This is a genomic window from Williamsia sp. Leaf354 (assembly GCF_001424365.1).
Taxonomy (GTDB): domain Bacteria; phylum Actinomycetota; class Actinomycetes; order Mycobacteriales; family Mycobacteriaceae; genus Williamsia_A.
Genome location: NZ_LMPL01000004.1, coordinates 141,180 through 157,991, shown reverse-complemented (window position 1 = coordinate 157,991; position 16,812 = coordinate 141,180). Strand labels below are relative to the sequence as shown.

Here is a 16,812-nt window from a genome sequence, read left to right as displayed (position 1 = left end):
CGATATGCCGTGATGAACCCGCCACCGACACCCGCCGCCGATCTCGAACCCGAGGATATCGGTTCCCGTATCGACCCCGTGCTCGCCCGTAGCTGGCTCCTGGTCAACGGGATCGCCTTCGATCGCTTCCAGGCCGCGTCCCATTCCCGCGCCGACATCGTGGTGCTCGACATCGAGGACGCCGTCGCCCCGAAGGACAAGGTCGCCGCGCGGGAGAACGTCGTCCGGTGGCTCGAGGGCGGCAATCGCGACTGGGTGCGCGTCAACGGGTTCGGCACCCAGTGGTGGGAGGCCGATCTCGCGGCGCTCCACGACGTCGGTGACAACCTCGGCGGCGTGATGCTCGCGATGGTCGAATCGGTCGACCACGTCACCGAGACCGCCAAGAAGTTGCCCGGCATCCCGATCGTGGCGTTGGTGGAGACCGCGCGCGGCCTCGAACGGATCAGTGAGATCGCCTCGGCGAAGGGCACATTCCGCCTGGCCTTCGGCATCGGTGACTTCCGTCGCGACACCGGGTTCGGGGAGCATCCCGCCACTCTCGCCTACGCCCGTTCGCGTTTCACGATCGCGGCGAAGGCGGCGCACCTGCCGAGCGCCATCGACGGCCCCACGGTGGGGTCGTCGGCGTTGAAGCTCAGCGAGGCCACCGCCGTCAGTCGCGAGTTCGGGATGACCGGCAAGATCTGCCTGAGCCCTGACCAGTGCGCCTCGGTCAACGAGGGGCTCTCACCTTCGCAGGAGGAGATCGCCTGGGCGCGTGAGTTCTTCAGTGAGTTCGAACGTGACGGCGGAGAGATCCGCAACGGCTCGGATCTTCCCCGCATCGCTCGTGCGACCAAGATCGTCGACCTGGCACGGTCCTATGGCATCGAGGTGCACGCCGAGTACGACGACCCCGATCACGCCCCGGCGCCCTCGGACACCTACCACTACTGAGGCCGCGCACTCGTTCCCGCGCAACGGCATCCGGTGGGCCGCGAGCCTCAGCCGATCCGCAGGACGGCGGTGTCGCCGCCGGCGACGGTGATACGGATCGGTGCACCCGCATCGGCGATCTGACGTCCGGTCCAGAGGTCGGTGACCGCTCCCTGCGCACCGACGGCAGTGCGATCGACCGTCAGCGTTCGGGCCTCGGTGGACGAATTCGTGACCGACACCGCCGTCGTCCCGTCGGCCATCCGTTTCGCCCGTGTCCAGCCGTCGGCGGACACCGACCGCGCCGGGGCGGTCGTGTCCTGATCGATCGCGAGGATGCCGGGCGAGGAGAGCAGTGACCGTGTCGCGGGGTCCATGCGGGTGAGGTCGTTTCCGGCGATGAGCGGTGACCCCGCCATCGCCCACAGCGCGAGATGCGACCGCTGTTGGGCCTCGGTGAGCGCTGTGCCGACACCGATCTCGAGCATGTCGAGGTCGAGCCACCGTCCGGCGCGGATATCGGCCGATGCGCTCGCCGACGCCGCGGCGATGTCGAGAACCCCCTGATATCCCGAGACGCCGGCCGACGTACTCCACTGCGCGGTGATGTCGTTGGTGAGGCGCGTCATCGTCGCGACACCGCCCCAGTCGTGGGCCGCGCCGGGAACCGCGGCGGCGTCGGCATCGGCGGGGAGCACGATCCCGCTGTTGGGGTTGATGCTGTAGACCATCGGCCGTCCGGTCGCGCGGATCGCGTCCCGCATGGCCACGAAGGCGTCGCGCTGATCGCCGGCATCGGACTCCGAGGAACACCAGTCGTATTTCACGTAGTCGACGCCCCAGGAGGCGAAGGTCGCAGCATCGGCGGTCTCGTGGCCGCGGCTGCCCGTGGCCCCGGGATAGGTTCCCGACAACTGTGCGCAGGTGCGATCGCTCGCGCCGGCGTAGATGCCGAATCGAAGACCTCGGGCGTGCAGGTAGGCGCCGAGTGCGGCCATCCCCGACGGGAACCGTGACGACGACGCCGTCAGCCGGCCTGCGGCGTCACGGGTCGGGGTGTACCAACAGTCGTCGACGACCACGTAGCGGTATCCCGCGGCGGCGAGTCCCGACGAGACGAGGGCGTCGGCCTGCGCCCGGATCGTCGTCTCGTCGATGTCGCAGCCGAAGGTGTTCCAGCTGTTCCACCCCATCGGTGGTGTGGCCGCGACGCCCGCGATGGCGGGGGCCGAGCCGCCGAGATCGTGGGGGAGTGCGGTGGCGCATCCGGACAGGACCGCGGCCGACACCACGAGCGCAGACGCGGCGCGACGCAAGCGGTGGGTGGTCATCGACGGCGAGTGTAGGGAGCCGACCTGGCAACCGACTGCGGTGTGACTGTGCGGCCTCTTATAGCGTGGACACGTCCACGGTGGATGGACCTGCTGACGAGGGGTGGGAGTGTTCAAACGGCTCGACGCCCTGCAGCGTCGCAACCGCGGTGTGGGTTTCGTCTTCGCGGTGATCTACAAGTTCGTCGACGATCAGGGCGGCTACCTCGCGGCGCTGGTCACCTATTACGCGTTCCTGTCGTTGTTCCCGCTGCTGTTGCTGTCGACGACGATTCTCGGGTTCCTCCTCGCCGGTGATCCCGGTCTGCAGGAGAGGTTGCTCAACTCGGCGTTGGGTGAATTCCCCATCATCGGTGATCAACTCGGCGAACCGCGCCGCCTCGGTGGCGGGTCGACCGGTGTCGTCATCGGTGTGATCGGTGCCCTGTACGGCGCGTCGGGGATCGGGCAGGCCACGCAGAACGCCATGAACACGGTGTGGGCCGTCCCGCGCAACAGTCGCCCCAACCCGTTCCTCGCCCGCATCCGCAGTGTGCGCCTGCTGCTGGTGCTGGTCGTCGCCCTCGCGGGCACGACGACGTTGTCGTTGCTGGGCAACATCTTCGACTCGTTCGGGTCGGTGTGGACCGCCGTCTCCGTGGTCGGCGCCGTCGTCATCAACGCTGTCGTGTTCGCCTACGGATACCGCATCGGGACGTCACGCGATCTCTCGATGCGGCAGGTGCTCCCGGGTGCGGCGGTGATGGCGGTCGTGTGGCAACTCCTGCAGACCTTCGGCGCCTACTACGTCGAGCGGGTGGTCCGGAACGCCAGCGCCACCAACAGTGTCTTCGCCGTGGTGCTGGGACTCATGGCGTTCCTCTACCTCACGGCCATCTCGGTGGTGTTCACCGCCGAGATCAACAGCGTGCGCGTCGACAAGCTCTATCCCCGCGCCCTTCTCACCCCGTTCACCGACGACGTCGTGTTGACCCGCGGCGACCGCCGTGCCTACACCAATCAGGCCAAGGCCCAGCGCGCCAAGGGTTTCGAACAGATCGACGTCACCTTCGACAAACGCCCGCCGCCCGCCGATCCCGACGACGACAACGCTCGGGGCTGATCGGACGGACGCAGTGCGGCCCGCAAACGCACGATCCCGGCGACCTGATCGGTCGCCGGGATCGGGTGGAGATGCGAGAGTCGTCTAGCGCGAGAACATCAGTGCGCGCTTGACCTCTTGGATCGCCTGGGTGACCTGGATGCCACGCGGGCATGCGTCGGTGCAGTTGAAGGTGGTGCGGCAGCGCCAGACGCCGTCGACATCGTTGAGGATGTCGAGACGCTCGGCGGCACCCTCGTCGCGGCTGTCGAAGATGAACCGGTGCGCGTTGACGATGGCGGCCGGACCGAAGTAACTGCCCTCGTTCCAGAACACCGGGCAGCTCGTCGTGCAGCAGGCACACAGGATGCACTTGGTGGTGTCGTCGAACCGCGCGCGATCGGTCTGGCTCTGGATGCGCTCGCGGGTCGGCTCGTTGCCGCTGGTCATCAGGAACGGCTTCACGGCGCGGTACGCGTCGAAGAACGGCTCCATGTCGACGATCAGGTCCTTTTCGACCGGCAGGCCACGGATGGGCTCGACGGTGATGGTGACCTCTTTGCCCTCCTTGAAGGCGCCGTCTTTGTCGGTCGGGAGCATGTCCTTCATCAACAGCTTGCAGGCGAGACGGTTCACGCCGTTGATGCGCATCGCGTCACTACCGCAGACGCCGTGTGCACAGCTGCGACGGAACGTGAGGGTGCCGTCGAGGTAGCCCTTCACGTACAGCAGCAGGTTGAGCATGCGGTCGGTCGGCAGCGCCGGTACGCGGAAGCTCTCCCAGCCGTGCGCGTCCGGGTTCTCCGGATCGAAACGGGCGATCTTCAGGGTCACCATCGTCGCCTCGTCGGGGACGGGCGGCAACGGCGGATCGTCGGACGCGGGGGTCTTCGAGACCTCGGGTGCGATGGTCATCAGTACTTGCGCTCCATCGGTTCGTAGCGGGTCTGCACCACGGGCTTCCAGCCCAGTTCGATGTCCGAGAGCAGCTCGCTGCCCTTCTTGTAGGCCATCGTGTGGCGCATGTAGTTGGTGTCGTCGCGGTCGGGGTAGTCCTCGCGGGCGTGCCCGCCGCGCGACTCCTTGCGATTGAGCGCACCGACGACGGTGACCTCGGCCATCTCCAACAGGAACCCGAGCTCGATGGCCTCGAGCAGGTCGCTGTTGTACCGGGTTCCCTTGTCGTGCACCCGGATGTGGTTGTACCGCTCCTTGAGACCGTGGATGTCGGTCAACGCCTGCTTGAGCGTCTCCTCGGTGCGGAACACCGACGCGTTGGCGTCCATCGACGCCTGCAGCTCGGTGCGGATGTCGGCGACACGCTCGTGACCGTGCTCGGACAGCACCAGCTCGAGCCAGTTGTCGACCATCGAGGTCGGGTTCTCGGGCAGCGCGACGAACTCCGCCTTCTCGGCGTACTCCGAGGCGTAGATCCCGGCGCGGCGACCGAAGACGTTGATGTCGAGCAGCGAGTTGGTGCCCAGACGGTTCGCGCCGTGCACCGAGACGCACGCGCACTCGCCGGCGGCGTAGAGGCCCTTCACCACGGTGTCGGGGTCGGAGAGGACCTCGCCGCGGATGTTGGTCGGGATACCGCCCATGGCGTAGTGGCACGTCGGGAAGACGGGCACGTACTCGGTCACCGGGTCGACACCGAGGTAGGTGCGGGCGAACTCGGTGATGTCGGGGAGCTTCTCCTCCAGCACCTCGGCACCCAGGTGGGTCACGTCGATGTAGACGTAGTCCTTGTTCGGTCCGGCGCCGCGGCCCTCCAGCACCTCCAGGACCATCGAGCGCGCGACGATGTCGCGAGGTGCGAGGTCCTTGATGGTGGGGGCATAGCGCTCCATGAACCGCTCGCCGTCGGCGTTGCGGAGGATGCCGCCCTCGCCGCGGACCGCCTCGGAGATGAGGATGCCCAGACCCGCGAGGCCCGTCGGATGGAACTGGTGGAACTCCATGTCCTCGAGGGGGAGTCCCTTGCGGAAGACGATGCCCATGCCGTCACCGGTGAGGGTGTGGGCGTTCGACGTCGTCTTGTACATACGGCCCGAACCGCCGGTGGCGAGGATGACCGACTTCGCGTGGAAGACGTGGATCTCGCCGGTGGCCAGCTCGTAGGCGACGACGCCGGTCGCGACCTGCTCGCCGGCCTCGTTCTCCGACAGGCAGAGGTCGAGTGCGTAGAACTCGTTGAAGAACTCGACGTCGTTCTTCACGCAGTTCTGGTACAGCGTCTGCAGGATCATGTGACCGGTGCGGTCGGCGGCGTAGCAGGACCGGCGGACGGGGCTCTTGCCGTGGTCACGGGTGTGCCCGCCGAAGCGGCGCTGGTCGATCTTGCCCTCGGGGGTGCGGTTGAACGGCAGCCCCATCTTCTCGAGGTCGAGGACGGCGTCGATCGCCTCCTTGCACATGATCTCGACCGCGTCCTGGTCGGCGATGTAGTCGCCGCCCTTCACGGTGTCGAACGTGTGCCACTCCCAGTTGTCCTCTTCCACGTTGGCCAATGCGGCACACATGCCGCCCTGGGCCGCGCCGGTGTGGCTGCGCGTGGGGTAGAGCTTGGTGAGCACGGCGGTCCGCGCGCGGGGGCCGGCTTCGATGGCTGCGCGCATACCCGCGCCACCGGCACCGACTATGAGGACGTCGTAGCGATGTTCTTGCATCTGTGGTTCCCCTCTGGAGCCTGTGGCTGATGGCTGGATGTCAGACGGATGTCAGCTGACCGAGTTCACGTCGAAGGTGAGGATCGCGTAGGTGCCGAGTCCGACGGTCAGGATCATCGACAGGGCGAGGACCACGTTGAGCCAGAAGCGGGTCGAGTCCTTGCGCGAGTAGTCGGCGATCACCGTGCGGACGCCGTTGCCGCCGTGCAGCTGGGCGAGCCACAGCATGCTGAGGTCCCAGATCTGCCAGAAGGGCTGGCTCCACCGCTGGGCGACGAACGATGCGTCGATGCGATGCACGCCGCTGTCGAGCGTCAGCATGATCGTCATGTGACCGAGCGTGAGGAAGATCAGCGCGATGCCCGAGAAGCGCATGAACAGCCATGCGTTCTTCTCGAAGTTGCCGCTCTTCGGACGCCGCGGCGACCGCGGGTTGTCGAGGCTGGCGGGGCGGTCGTGGGCGGTGCCGACCGTCTTGGCGAGCTTGGGTGCTTCTGAGGTGGTCATCGTTGTCCTCCCCTCCTATGCGTGATCGATCAGGATCGCGAGCAGCCGGACTGCGGCTGCGGCGAAGACGACGAAGAAGATGCCGAGGATCGTCCAGAGCATCTGACGCTGGTACTTCGGGCCCTTCGACCAGAAGTCGACCAGGATGATCCGCACGCCGTTGAGCGCGTGGTAGAGCACGCAGGCGACCAGACCGATCTCCATGAGACCGATGATCGGCGACTTGTAGGTGTCGATGATCTGCGTGTACGTGTCCGGGTTCACGCGGATCATCGCGGTGTCCAGGACGTGGACGAACAGGAAGAAGAAGATCGACACGCCGGTGATGCGGTGCAGGACCCAGGACCACATGCCTGGATCACCGCGGTACAGGGAGCGGCGGCGGATCGGCTCCGGCGCGACCTCGGTCTGAGTACTCATCGAAAAAATGGCCTCCAACATCGACGGTGGATGCGATGAACCCGGCGTGCTCCGGCTCTATCGTCGACCTACCTCATCGACTTTAAACCTAAGCTGACGGCGGTAAGAATCGGTATGAGTCGAAGCGCGAACAGCGGTGTTTGCGAATAAGGCTTGCCTTACTTGAGTTTCGGCGCCGGGAGTCGCCCCGGACGCCCCGCGAAGGCCGGACGGGGAGGGCCCACGGTGACCGCAGAAATCGACTGGGATCTGTTGCGTGACAAGGCGACAGAGGTGATGCGCACGGCCTATGCGCCCTATTCGGACTATCCGGTCGGTGCGGCCGCCCTCACGTCCGATGGACGTGTCGTCGTCGGATGCAATGTGGAGAATGTCTCATACGGTCTGGGTATCTGCGCGGAGTGTTCCCTGGCCGCGGACCTGCACCGGACCGGTGGAGGTCGACTGAGAGCGGTCAGCGTGGCCGACGGACGTGGTCAGATCCTCATGCCCTGTGGTCGGTGCCGACAGATCCTGTTCGAGCACGGCGGAGGCGAGCTGCTCGTCGACCACCGCGCGGGACCGCGCCCGCTCGCGACGCTGCTGCCCGACGCGTTCGGCCCCGACGACCTGTCGGCCGGCCGCACGACCGACCCGGCGGCGGGGTCATGACGGTCCCCGACGCGGTGTCGGTGATCGCGGCCAAACGCGACGGCCACGCACTGACCGACGAGCAGATCGACTGGGTCGTCGACGCCTTCACGACCGGCGGCGTCGCCGACGAGCAGATGTCGGCGCTCGCGATGGCGATCCTGCTGCGCGGGATGGACCGTCGGGAGGTCGCGCGGTGGACCGCGGCGATGATCGCCTCCGGTGAGCGGATGGACTTCTCGGGTCTGCGGCGCGGCGACCGCTCGCTGCCGACGGTGGACAAGCACTCGACAGGCGGTGTCGGGGACAAGATCACGCTCCCGCTCGCACCCCTGGTCGCCTCGTACGGGGTGGCGGTCCCGCAGCTGTCCGGTCGGGGCCTGGGCCACACCGGCGGAACCCTCGACAAGCTCGAATCCATCCCGGGCTGGCGGGCGGACCTCACCACCGACGAGATGATGACGCAGCTCCGCGAGGTCGGCGCGGTCGTCTGCGCCGCGGGTGCGGGTCTCGCCCCGGCCGACAAGAAGCTCTACGCCCTGCGAGACGTGACCGGCACCGTCGAGTCCATCCCGCTCATCGCCTCGTCGATCATGAGCAAGAAGATCGCCGAGGGCACCGGCGCGCTGGTCCTCGACGTGAAGGTGGGCACCGGCGCGTTCATGAAGACCCTCGACGACGCACGCGAGCTCGCGCGAACCATGGTGGCTCTCGGCGCCGACTCGGGCGTGGCGACGGTGGCGCTGCTGACCGCGATGTCGACACCGCTGGGACGGACCGCCGGCAACGCCCTCGAGGTCGAGGAGTCCCTCGAGGTGCTCGCCGGCGGCGGCCCCGCGGACGTGGTGGAGCTGACCGTCACCCTGGCGCGCGAGATGCTCGCGGCGGCCGGCGTCGACGTCGATCCCGCCGAGCACCTGCGCAACGGACGGGCGATGGACAGCTGGCGGGCGATGATCTCCGCCCAGGGCGGCGATCCCGACGCCCCGCTGCCGACCGCGCACCACACCGAGGACGTCCTCGCCGCCGACGACGGCGTCGTGACACGGCTCGACGCGCTGGCCGTCGGGGTGGCCGCCTGGCGCCTGGGCGCCGGTCGCGCACGCCAGGGGGCGCCGGTGCAGGCCGAGGCCGGGGTGCGGTGGCATGTGGTGCCCGGTGATCGCGTCCGGCGCGGCCAACCGCTCATGACGCTGGCGACGCAGACCCCCGAGCGATTCGACGCCGCGCGTGCCGCTCTCGCCGACGCCGTCGACATCGGGCCCGTGCCCGCCGGCGACAGCGATGCGATGTCGGCCACGATCGGCGGGCCGTTGATCATCGAGCGCGTTACCGTCGGATCATGACCGCCGCCGCTGATCCGTCGTTCTCACCCACCCCCGCCGCGATGGATCTGTCGTCGGTGGCGCTGGCCCCGAAAGTGTTGCTCCACGACCACCTCGACGGTGGTCTGCGCCCGGCGACCGTCCTCGAGCTCGCGCACGAGGTCGGGTACTCCGAGCTGCCCGCCGACGACGCCGACGGTCTGGCCCGCTGGTTCCGCGAGTCGGCCGACAGCGGGTCGCTGGTGCGCTACCTCGAGACCTTCACCCACACCGTCGCGGTGATGCAGACCGCCCCCGCCCTGGCGCGGGTGGCCCGTGAGTGCGCGCTCGATCTCGCGAACGACGGTGTCGTCTACGCCGAGATCCGCTTCGCCCCCGAGCAACACCTGACGACCGGCCTGAGCCTCGACGAGGTCGTCGAGGCCGTCCTGCGGGGGTTCGACGAGGGTGCCGCCGAGGCCGCCGATGCAGGACGCCGTATCGAGGTCCGCTGCCTCGTCACCGCCATGCGCCACGCCGCACGGTCCCGCGAGATCGCCGAGCTGGCGGTGCGGTTCCGTGACCGGGGGGTCGTGGGCTTCGACATCGCCGGCGCCGAGGCGGGCTACCCGCCGAGCCGACACCTCGACGCCTTCGAGTACATGCGGGCCAACAACGCACCGTTCACGATCCACGCCGGCGAGGCGTTCGGGCTGCCCTCGATCCATGAGGCGATCAGCTTCTGCGGCACCGACCGACTGGGTCACGGGGTGCGGGTCATCGACGACATCACGCTGCCCGCCGGGACCGATCTCGCCGCCCACCAGTTCGGCGGTGCGGAACTGGGCGTCATCGCGAACTATGTGCGTGACAAGCGCATCCCGTTGGAACTGTGCCCGAGTTCGAACGTGCAGACCGGCGCGGTCGCGAGCATCGCCGAGCACCCCTTCAACGTACTGGCCCGTCTGCGCTTCCGCGTGACGGTCAACACCGACAACCGACTGATGAGCGACACGTCGATGAGCAAGGAGTTCATCACGCTGCACAACCAGTTCGGTTACGGCTGGGCCGATTTCGAACGGTTCACGGTGAACGCGATGAAGTCCGCGTTCGTGCACTTCGACGAGCGCCTCGCGCTCATCGACGACGTGATCAAGCCCGGCTACGCGGTGCTGATCGGCTGATCGGCCCGGTGGCGCCGACCGCTCACTTGACGGTGAGGCGGTCCTCGAGCTCGTGCACCAGCGCCCGCCACGCCTCGGACTCGTTGTCGAAGGGCCCGCTGGGAGCCAGCCGCTTCGGATCCGGGTTGATCGCGTAGTTGACGAACCACCCCAGTGGGGTGGTCGATCCCAACGCCTCGGACACCGAGTCGTCGTCGGCGAAGTCGGCTGCGTCGTTGAGCAGTTCGACCGCGAGCTCGAGCTGCTTGCGGTCGATGCGGCGCGGACCGTCGGTGATGTCCTCGGCGAGCCCGGGGAGCACGTAGACGTTCTCGTCGAAGACGTCGACCTCGAGGGAACCGTCGGTGGCGGCCACCTGGATCTCCGAGTAGGTGCTCACCTCCGACAACTCGTGGTCGGTGTTGTCGGCGAGGTACCGGACGAGCGCGCGCTCGGACGTGAAGACGTAGATCGAACCGTCCTTGCCCAGGAAAATCGGGTCGTCACCGAGGTAGCAGCGCAGCGTGAAGTACTCCGAGGCGTCGGTGACGATGCGGATCGGGTCGATGCCGACCCCACCCCAGAAGTCGTCCTCGAGGTCCTGCTCGTCGGCGTCGTCCTCGTCGTCGGCGGCTGCGGCGTGGCGGCCGCGGGACTCCGAGGCGTCCGAATCCTCACCGGGCGTGACGATCTCGACGTCGTCGTCCTCGCCGGGCTCGTCCTCGTCCTCGGCGCTCGCCGCGGCCTCGAGCTCGGCTTCGGCCACCGACACCGCCGAGGCGTCGACCTCGGGCGTGGAGATCACGTCGTCGATCGCGTCGACCACGTCGTCCCAGTGCTTGTCGATGAGGCCGCCGATGCGTCCCCAGAGCTCCTGGCCCTCTTTGCCGATGAAGTTGCGGGTGCCGGTGGTGACCGCACCCAGGATCGGGTTGCCGTTGAAGAACTTGGTGACGGTGGTGAGTTCGCAGACCTCACCGATGATCCGCACGATCTCCAGGACGTCCTCGAGCTCGGCGATCACCTCGGGGGAGGGGTCCTCGGAGGCCAGCTCGGGCACGCCGATCAGGTCGTAGGACTTGTCCTCGGCGGGCACCAGCTCCTCGGCCTGCAGCCCCACCACGGTCTCCCAGGCGGGGTGTTCGACGAGATCGTTGTCGTCGTTGGTGCGGATGAACGCCACCAGGTGTGCGACATCGCCGAAGCCGTAGAGGTCCTCGTCGAGCCCCAGGAAGGCCTCCCACTCGTCGTCACCCTCACGCCACCGAGGTGCCCAGAGGGTGAAGGCGTTCCCGTCGGTCAATCCGAGTTCGATCGGTACGATGTCTCCGGCCATGGGAACGAAGCCTAGCCACCGATTCTGATGAGTGGCCACGTGCCCTGGTGAACATCGCGTGCGCGTCTCGTTCGCGCCGTATGCCCGGTCACCGCGGACGGTAGAAGCCCTCGAAGGTCTGATCGAGGTTCGTGGTCCGGATTGCTGACAGCTGGACGGGGTCTCCGGCCTCGATCATCTGATTGTTCCCGACGATCATCGCGACATGTCCCGACCAGACGGCGAGATCGCCCGGCAGCAGTTCGGACCGGTCCACGCGGAACCCCGCCGTGTCCTGGTCCTGGGCGAGCCGAGGGAGCTCGACCCCGGCCTGGCGATAGGCGTATTGGGTCAGAGCGCTGCAGTCCAGTCCGCGTCCCGGTGTGGTGCCGCCCCAGGCGTAGGGGACACCACGCTGGCTCAACGCGGCCCGAACGGCCGTGGCGGCACGCTGGTTCGGGGCCCAAGCGACCGACCCGTCGGGCAACGTGATGGGCACGGCGCCCGGTGTCGGTGGGCGTCCAGTGGTCGCTGCCGGGTGGAGATCGCCGGCCGACGCCGAGCGGGTGGACGCGCCGGACGAGGTGGCGGGACGCCCGGTCTGTCGACCGGGTCGCGACGACGACCGTCCCGCAGACGTGCTGACCTGTTTCATCAGCGTGGCGAGATCGGGCAGCGATGCCGGTGCGGCCTGTCGCCCGAGGCGCTGCGCCCGCCGAGCCAACGCACCGAGGCGATCATGGGTGCGCCGCACCACCGCCAGGGCGCGCTGGAGATGTTCGGCGGCGACCGGGATCAGCGCGGCGACACCGTTCGGGGTGTACACCGACGGACCGAGTGCGTCGGCCGCGGTCACGAACGAGTCGAGAACGGTCCGCAGCTCCCGGGCGGCCGCGGCGACCTCGGCCCTGCCCTCGTCGAGGAGGTCGGCGGCGTCGGCGCTGTCGTCGGCGAGTTGCCGGCCGTGTCGGCGGTGCGCCCCGATGGTCTGCTCGGCGGTGTCGGCCGCGCGTGATTGCCACTGCGACAACGCTTTCTGCGTGGCACCCTCGAGGTCTTGCGAGGACCGCTCCAGACGGCAGCAGCAGTCGCGCAGTGCGGTCGCGGGATCGGTGCCCGGCATCTCGCCTGTTCCCACCGACGCCAACAGCGTGCGGATCGGCATGGCCAGGACATCGATCGGGCTGGTCATGCGAAGGTCCCGTCGATGGACTGTGCCGCATCGGCGTCGGTGTGCAGGTACGCCACCCGCGTCGCCTCGACGGCCACGCCGATCAGTGCGAGCCGTCGGCCGTGATCGGCCACCGACGCGGTGTGACGGGTGGTGGTGTCGAGCACGGCCGCGGCGAAGTCGGCCCCGATCGGACCGACGGTGGCCGCGAGCGGTGCCATGGCGGCGACTGCGGCGTGCGGAGCGACGACGGACGCGGCGAGTGCGATGACGGTGTGGTGCAACTGCGACAGTGCATCCGGGGTGACCGATACGGAATTCATGCCCTCTACGACGGGGCGGTGGCCCGAGCGGTTCCCGTGGATCTCCATTCGTCGTCGCGACGGCTCTAGGATCGCCCCATGGACGTGACGGTCGTCGACCACCCACTGGCCCGAGCTCGACTCACCACCCTTCGTGATCGGCGCACCGACAACGCGTCGTTCCGCGGGGCGCTCGCCGACCTCACCCAGATGCTGATCTACGAGGCGCTGGCGTCGGCCGAGGTTGCCGACGTCTCGATCACGACCCCGGTCGCCGACACCGTGGGCGCACGGTTGGCCAACCCGCCGCTGCTGGTGCCGGTGCTCCGTGCGGGACTGGGCATGGTGGAGCAGGCCCATGCGATGGTGCCCGAGTCGAACGTCGGCTTCGTCGGCATCGCCCGCGACGAGACCACACATCAGCCGGTGCCGTACCTGGAGTCGCTGCCCGCCGATCTCTCGACGACCCCGGTGTTCGTCCTCGACCCCATGTTGGCGACCGGAGGATCGATGCTGCACACCATCGACCTCCTGCGGCAGCGCGGTGCGGTGGCCGTGACCGCGGTGTGCGTCGTCGCCGCTCCCGAAGGCGTTGCCACGCTGGAGGAGTCAGGCCATCCGATGCGGCTGATCACCGCGGCCGTCGACGACGGCCTCAACGGCGACGCCTACATCGTGCCCGGCCTCGGCGACGCCGGCGACCGTCAGTTCGGCCCGCGCTGACCCGGTGAGGTGGCCGACCACCGTCCGTCGGTGCGGCGCAACTCCACAGGGTGCGCGAAGCACTCGGTGATCGTCGTCGAGGTCAACGATTCTGCGACCGGACCCTGCACCACGCTGCGACCGTCGCGCAGGAGCAGAGCGTGCGAGGTCGACGTCGGCAGGTCCTCGAGGTGGTGGGTGACCAGGATGCTCGCGAGATCGGCGACCTGAGAACGCAACTGATCGATCCCGGCGAGGAGTTGCTCTCGGGCGGCGAGATCGAGGCCGGTCGCAGGCTCGTCGAGCAGGAGCAGCGACGGCTGCGCCATGAGGGCACGGGCGACGAGGGTGCGTCCCCGCTCGCCCTGACTCATCGTGGTCCACCGCAGTTCGCGCCGGTCGGCCATGCCCAGGATGGCGAGCAGGTCATCGGCGCGCTCGTGCTCGGCGCGGGTGTAGGTGCGGCGGTGATCGAGCTCGGGGGTGTTGGTGAGGCCGGTCAGGACGACGTCGTGGACCGGCAGCGGCAGGTCGAGCCGATGCCGTGGGTCGACGTGGCCGATATGGGTGCGCAGCTCCCGCATGTCGACACGTCCGAGCCGGGCCCCGAGCACGTCGACCGTGCCGTGGGTGGGATGTCCGAAGGCGCCGAGGATGTGCAGCAGCGTCGACTTCCCCGCGCCGTTCGGACCGAGCAGCGCCCAGTGCTCCCCGGCGGAGACCTCGAGCGCGATGTCCCGCAACAGGAATCGTCCCCCGCGGACCACATCGACCCCCGACACCGCGACGACCGGGCCGATCATCGGAGGTCACCGAGTTCGCGTGCCGCGACGCGCAGATCGTCCAGCAGGATGTCGGCGCGACGCTTGTCCTCGTCGAGACGTTCGGGGCCGCCGGCCGCTACGACGACCTCGAGATAGAACTTGACCTTCGGCTCGGTGCCCGAGGGGCGGACGATCACGCGGACGTCGTGGCCGGGGGAATGGCCGGTGAACTCGACGGCGTCGGTGCGCAGATGGTCGGTGCGCGTGGCGAAGTCGGAACGGGCGACGCCGACGCCGCAGAGCGTCGCCGGGGGACGGGTGCGCAGGCGGGTCATGATGGCGGTGATGTCGTCGGCGGTGTCGGTGCGGACCGACACCTGCCCGGTGCGGTGGACGCCGTGGCGCGCGAACAGCTCGTCGAGGGCTGCGGCGAGATCCTGTCCGGCAGAATTCCGTTCGTGCGCGAGCACCGCGAGAGCCACCGCCGCACTGATGCCGTCCTTGTCGCGGACGGCGTCGGGATCGACACAGTGTCCGATGGCCTCCTCGTAGGCGTAGCGCAGGCCCTCACCGGCCCGGACCAGCCATTTGAAGCCGGTGAGCGTGCGGGTGTGCAGCGCGCCGGCGGCGTCGGCGATGCGGCCGAGGAGGGTGCTCGACACGATGGTCGTGGCGACCAACGGCGCGCCTGCATCGGTCGACGAATCGTGCTGCGACAGTGCGGCCGTCGAGAGCAGCGCACCCGTCTCGTCACCGGTCAGCATCCGCCACGCGCCGTCGACGACGGCGCCCACGGCGCACCGATCCGCGTCGGGATCGAGCGCGATCGCGATGTCGGCGTTGCTTCGGGCGGCCAGGTCGAGAAGCAGATCCGCTGCTCCCGGCTCCTCGGGGTTCGGGAAGGCGACGGTGGGGAAGTCGGGGTCGGGGGCGAACTGCTCGTCGACCACCACCACGTCGGTGACACCCGCGGCGGCCAGCGCGCGGAGCGTGAGATCACCGCCGACACCGTGCATCGGCGTCAACGCCACACGCAGGGTCGACGAGCGGGAGCCGTGTCGCTCGAGCAGCCGCGACAGGTAGGCCTCGACCGCGTCGACGGCCCGCGGATCGGTGACCGGTGCTCCGGTGGCGGGCACCACGAGCGCGTCGACGGCCATCCGCGCGATACGTTCCTCGATCTCGGCGTCGACGGGCGGGATGATCTGCGCCCCTGCGTCCATCGGCCCACCGCCGAGGTAGACCTTGTACCCGTTGTCGGCCGGCGGGTTGTGGGATGCGGTGATCATCACCCCGGCGACCGCGCCGAACCGGCGAGTGGTGAACGCGACGACAGGCGTGGGAACCGGTGTGGCGAAAGCGATGACGTCGAACCCGCGATCGCGGAGAACGCCGGCGGCGTCGGCGGCGAAGGGGTGCGAACCGTGGCGGGCGTCGTGCCCCACCACGACCGATCCGCCGGCGTGCCCGGCGTCGATCAGCCAGTCGGCGAGAGCAGTGGTCGTGTGGATCACCACCAGGCGGTTCATCCCGTTGGGCCCGCCGCGGACCGGCCCGCGCAGTCCTGCGGTCCCGAAATGAAGACGGTCGGCGAAGCGCTGCGCCAGCGCGGTCGGATCGAGTCCGGTGAGCTCGTCGCGCGTCACCGGGTCGGGATCGGCGGCGATCCACGCCTCGACGGCTGTTGTGTCGTTCGAGGTCACAGGCGCTCGATGACCTGCGCCAGCAGGTGGCCCATGTCGCCCGCCGACCGACGGCCGACATCGAGGACCTCGGTGTGATCGAGAGGCTCCCCGGTGATCCCGGCGGCGAGGTTGGTCACCAGCGACATGCCCAGGACCTCCATGCCCGCGGCGCGGGCGGCGATGGTCTCGTGCACCGTCGACATGCCCACGAGGTCCGCGCCCATCGTGCGCAGCATCCGGATCTCGGCGGGGGTCTCGTAGTGCGGGCCGGGCAGTCCGGCGTAGACACCTTCGGCGAGGTCGCCACGCACCTCGCGGGCGACCGCGCGCAGCCGGGGCGAATAGGCGTCGACGAGATCGACGAACTGCGCGCCCACCAGCGGTGATCGCGCGGTGAGGTTCAGGTGGTCGCTGATCAACACCGGCTGACCGACCGACATGTCGTCGCGCAGCCCACCCGCGGCGTTGGTGAGCACGACTGTCGTCGCGCCGGCGGCGGCGGCGGTGCGCACCGCGTGCACGACACGCGCCAGGGGATTTCCCTCGTAGGCGTGCGTTCGTCCGAGCAGGACCAGCACCGATCGGGAACCGATGCGCACCGAGTGGACGACGCCGGAGTGTCCGGCGGCGCTCGGCGCCGTGAAGCCCGGGAGGTCCGCCATCGCGAGTGTCGCGACCGGGGAGCCGAGGGCGTCGGCGGCCGGCGCCCATCCCGAGCCCAGCACGACGGCGACGTCGTGTGTCGGCACGCCGGTGGCCTCGCCGATCGCGGCGGCGGCCGCGTTCGCGGCGGCGGTGGGGTCAACGGTCGGGTCGGGATCGCTGGACGCGGGTCCGCTGCTCATGGGTC

At 68.9% G+C, this 16,812-nt stretch carries 17 protein-coding genes; 6 read left to right on the top strand and 11 right to left on the bottom strand.

Annotated features, from left to right (window positions below; translation table 11 throughout):
- The first annotated feature begins 12 nt into the window (after positions 1 to 12).
- A complete protein-coding gene (locus ASG12_RS15220) occupies positions 13 to 939 on the top strand; it encodes an HpcH/HpaI aldolase/citrate lyase family protein (RefSeq protein ID WP_055791345.1) in 927 nt (308 codons plus the stop codon).
- A gap of 47 nt (positions 940 to 986) precedes the next feature.
- Here ASG12_RS15220 and ASG12_RS15215 read toward each other — a convergent pair whose 3' ends face one another.
- Complete coding sequence (locus ASG12_RS15215) at positions 987 to 2,249, bottom strand: glycoside hydrolase family 27 protein (RefSeq protein ID WP_055791342.1); 1,263 nt, start codon at positions 2,247 to 2,249, stop codon at positions 987 to 989.
- Between the two features lie 103 nt (positions 2,250 to 2,352).
- Here ASG12_RS15215 and ASG12_RS15210 point away from each other — a divergent pair, with 103 nt between their 5' ends.
- Complete coding sequence (locus tag ASG12_RS15210; protein WP_235457119.1) at positions 2,353 to 3,351, top strand: YihY/virulence factor BrkB family protein; 999 nt, start codon at positions 2,353 to 2,355, stop codon at positions 3,349 to 3,351.
- Between the two features lie 84 nt (positions 3,352 to 3,435).
- On the opposite strand, the gene ASG12_RS15205 is transcribed toward ASG12_RS15210, so the two are convergent.
- From ASG12_RS15205 to sdhC, 4 genes are read right to left on the bottom strand one after another with little or no spacing between them, the layout of a single operon-like run.
- The gene (locus ASG12_RS15205; RefSeq protein WP_055791336.1) at positions 3,436 to 4,245 is read right to left on the bottom strand and encodes a succinate dehydrogenase iron-sulfur subunit; all 810 of its coding nucleotides are present in this window, start codon (positions 4,243 to 4,245) and stop codon (positions 3,436 to 3,438) included.
- Positions 4,245 to 5,999: a succinate dehydrogenase flavoprotein subunit gene (sdhA, locus tag ASG12_RS15200; RefSeq protein WP_055791333.1), complete on the bottom strand. Its 1,755-nt coding sequence runs from the start codon at positions 5,997 to 5,999 to the stop codon at positions 4,245 to 4,247. The genes ASG12_RS15205 and sdhA overlap by 1 nt, the downstream gene beginning before the upstream one ends.
- Before the next feature lie 51 nt (positions 6,000 to 6,050).
- Positions 6,051 to 6,506, bottom strand: a complete 456-nt coding sequence (locus ASG12_RS15195) for a succinate dehydrogenase hydrophobic membrane anchor subunit (protein WP_045822116.1) — start codon at positions 6,504 to 6,506, stop codon at positions 6,051 to 6,053.
- 15 nt (positions 6,507 to 6,521) lie between these two features.
- Positions 6,522 to 6,926: a succinate dehydrogenase, cytochrome b556 subunit gene (gene sdhC / locus ASG12_RS15190; protein ID WP_082502046.1), complete on the bottom strand. Its 405-nt coding sequence runs from the start codon at positions 6,924 to 6,926 to the stop codon at positions 6,522 to 6,524.
- A gap of 225 nt (positions 6,927 to 7,151) precedes the next feature.
- On the opposite strand from sdhC, the gene ASG12_RS15185 reads away from it, so the two are divergent.
- From ASG12_RS15185 to ASG12_RS15175, 3 genes are read left to right on the top strand one after another with little or no spacing between them, the layout of a single operon-like run.
- On the top strand, positions 7,152 to 7,577 hold the full coding sequence (locus tag ASG12_RS15185) for a cytidine deaminase (RefSeq protein WP_055791330.1): 426 nt from the start codon (positions 7,152 to 7,154) through the stop codon (positions 7,575 to 7,577).
- Positions 7,574 to 8,902 (top strand): thymidine phosphorylase, encoded by a 1,329-nt coding sequence (locus ASG12_RS15180; protein WP_055791328.1) that lies wholly within the window; start codon positions 7,574 to 7,576, stop codon positions 8,900 to 8,902. The genes ASG12_RS15185 and ASG12_RS15180 overlap by 4 nt, the downstream gene beginning before the upstream one ends.
- Positions 8,903 to 8,943: 41 nt before the next feature.
- Positions 8,944 to 10,044: an adenosine deaminase gene (locus tag ASG12_RS15175; protein ID WP_055792157.1), complete on the top strand. Its 1,101-nt coding sequence runs from the start codon at positions 8,944 to 8,946 to the stop codon at positions 10,042 to 10,044.
- A gap of 22 nt (positions 10,045 to 10,066) precedes the next feature.
- Here the strand turns inward: ASG12_RS15175 and ASG12_RS15170 are convergent, their stop codons facing one another.
- The 3 genes from ASG12_RS15170 to ASG12_RS15160 all read right to left on the bottom strand — a co-directional run bounded on the left by ASG12_RS15170 (position 10,067) and on the right by ASG12_RS15160 (position 12,832).
- Positions 10,067 to 11,359: a hypothetical protein gene (locus tag ASG12_RS15170; protein WP_055791325.1), complete on the bottom strand. Its 1,293-nt coding sequence runs from the start codon at positions 11,357 to 11,359 to the stop codon at positions 10,067 to 10,069.
- An 88-nt stretch (positions 11,360 to 11,447) separates the two neighbouring features.
- Entirely contained in the window at positions 11,448 to 12,530 is a 1,083-nt protein-coding gene (locus ASG12_RS15165) for a C40 family peptidase (protein ID WP_055791322.1), read from the bottom strand.
- Positions 12,527 to 12,832, bottom strand: a complete 306-nt coding sequence (locus ASG12_RS15160) for a type VII secretion target (RefSeq protein WP_156378130.1) — start codon at positions 12,830 to 12,832, stop codon at positions 12,527 to 12,529. Before ASG12_RS15160 ends, ASG12_RS15165 begins: the two co-directional genes overlap by 4 nt.
- A 78-nt stretch (positions 12,833 to 12,910) precedes the next feature.
- On the opposite strand from ASG12_RS15160, the gene upp reads away from it, so the two are divergent.
- Positions 12,911 to 13,534 (top strand): uracil phosphoribosyltransferase, encoded by a 624-nt coding sequence (gene upp / locus ASG12_RS15155; protein ID WP_055791316.1) that lies wholly within the window; start codon positions 12,911 to 12,913, stop codon positions 13,532 to 13,534.
- Here the strand turns inward: upp and ASG12_RS15150 are convergent.
- Genes ASG12_RS15150 through ASG12_RS15140 form a run of 3 tightly spaced genes read right to left on the bottom strand, consistent with a single transcriptional unit; the run spans position 13,516 to position 16,807 of the window.
- Positions 13,516 to 14,316: an ABC transporter ATP-binding protein gene (locus ASG12_RS15150; RefSeq protein ID WP_055791314.1), complete on the bottom strand. Its 801-nt coding sequence runs from the start codon at positions 14,314 to 14,316 to the stop codon at positions 13,516 to 13,518. The genes upp and ASG12_RS15150 overlap by 19 nt on opposite strands.
- Positions 14,313 to 15,980 carry a phospho-sugar mutase gene (locus ASG12_RS15145; RefSeq protein ID WP_055791311.1) on the bottom strand — a complete coding sequence of 556 codons (1,668 nt, stop codon included), beginning with the start codon at positions 15,978 to 15,980 and terminating at the stop codon, positions 14,313 to 14,315. Before ASG12_RS15145 ends, ASG12_RS15150 begins: the two co-directional genes overlap by 4 nt.
- Entirely contained in the window at positions 15,977 to 16,807 is an 831-nt protein-coding gene (locus ASG12_RS15140) for a purine-nucleoside phosphorylase (protein ID WP_055791308.1), read from the bottom strand. Before ASG12_RS15140 ends, ASG12_RS15145 begins: the two co-directional genes overlap by 4 nt.
- Positions 16,808 to 16,812 lie beyond the last annotated feature (5 nt).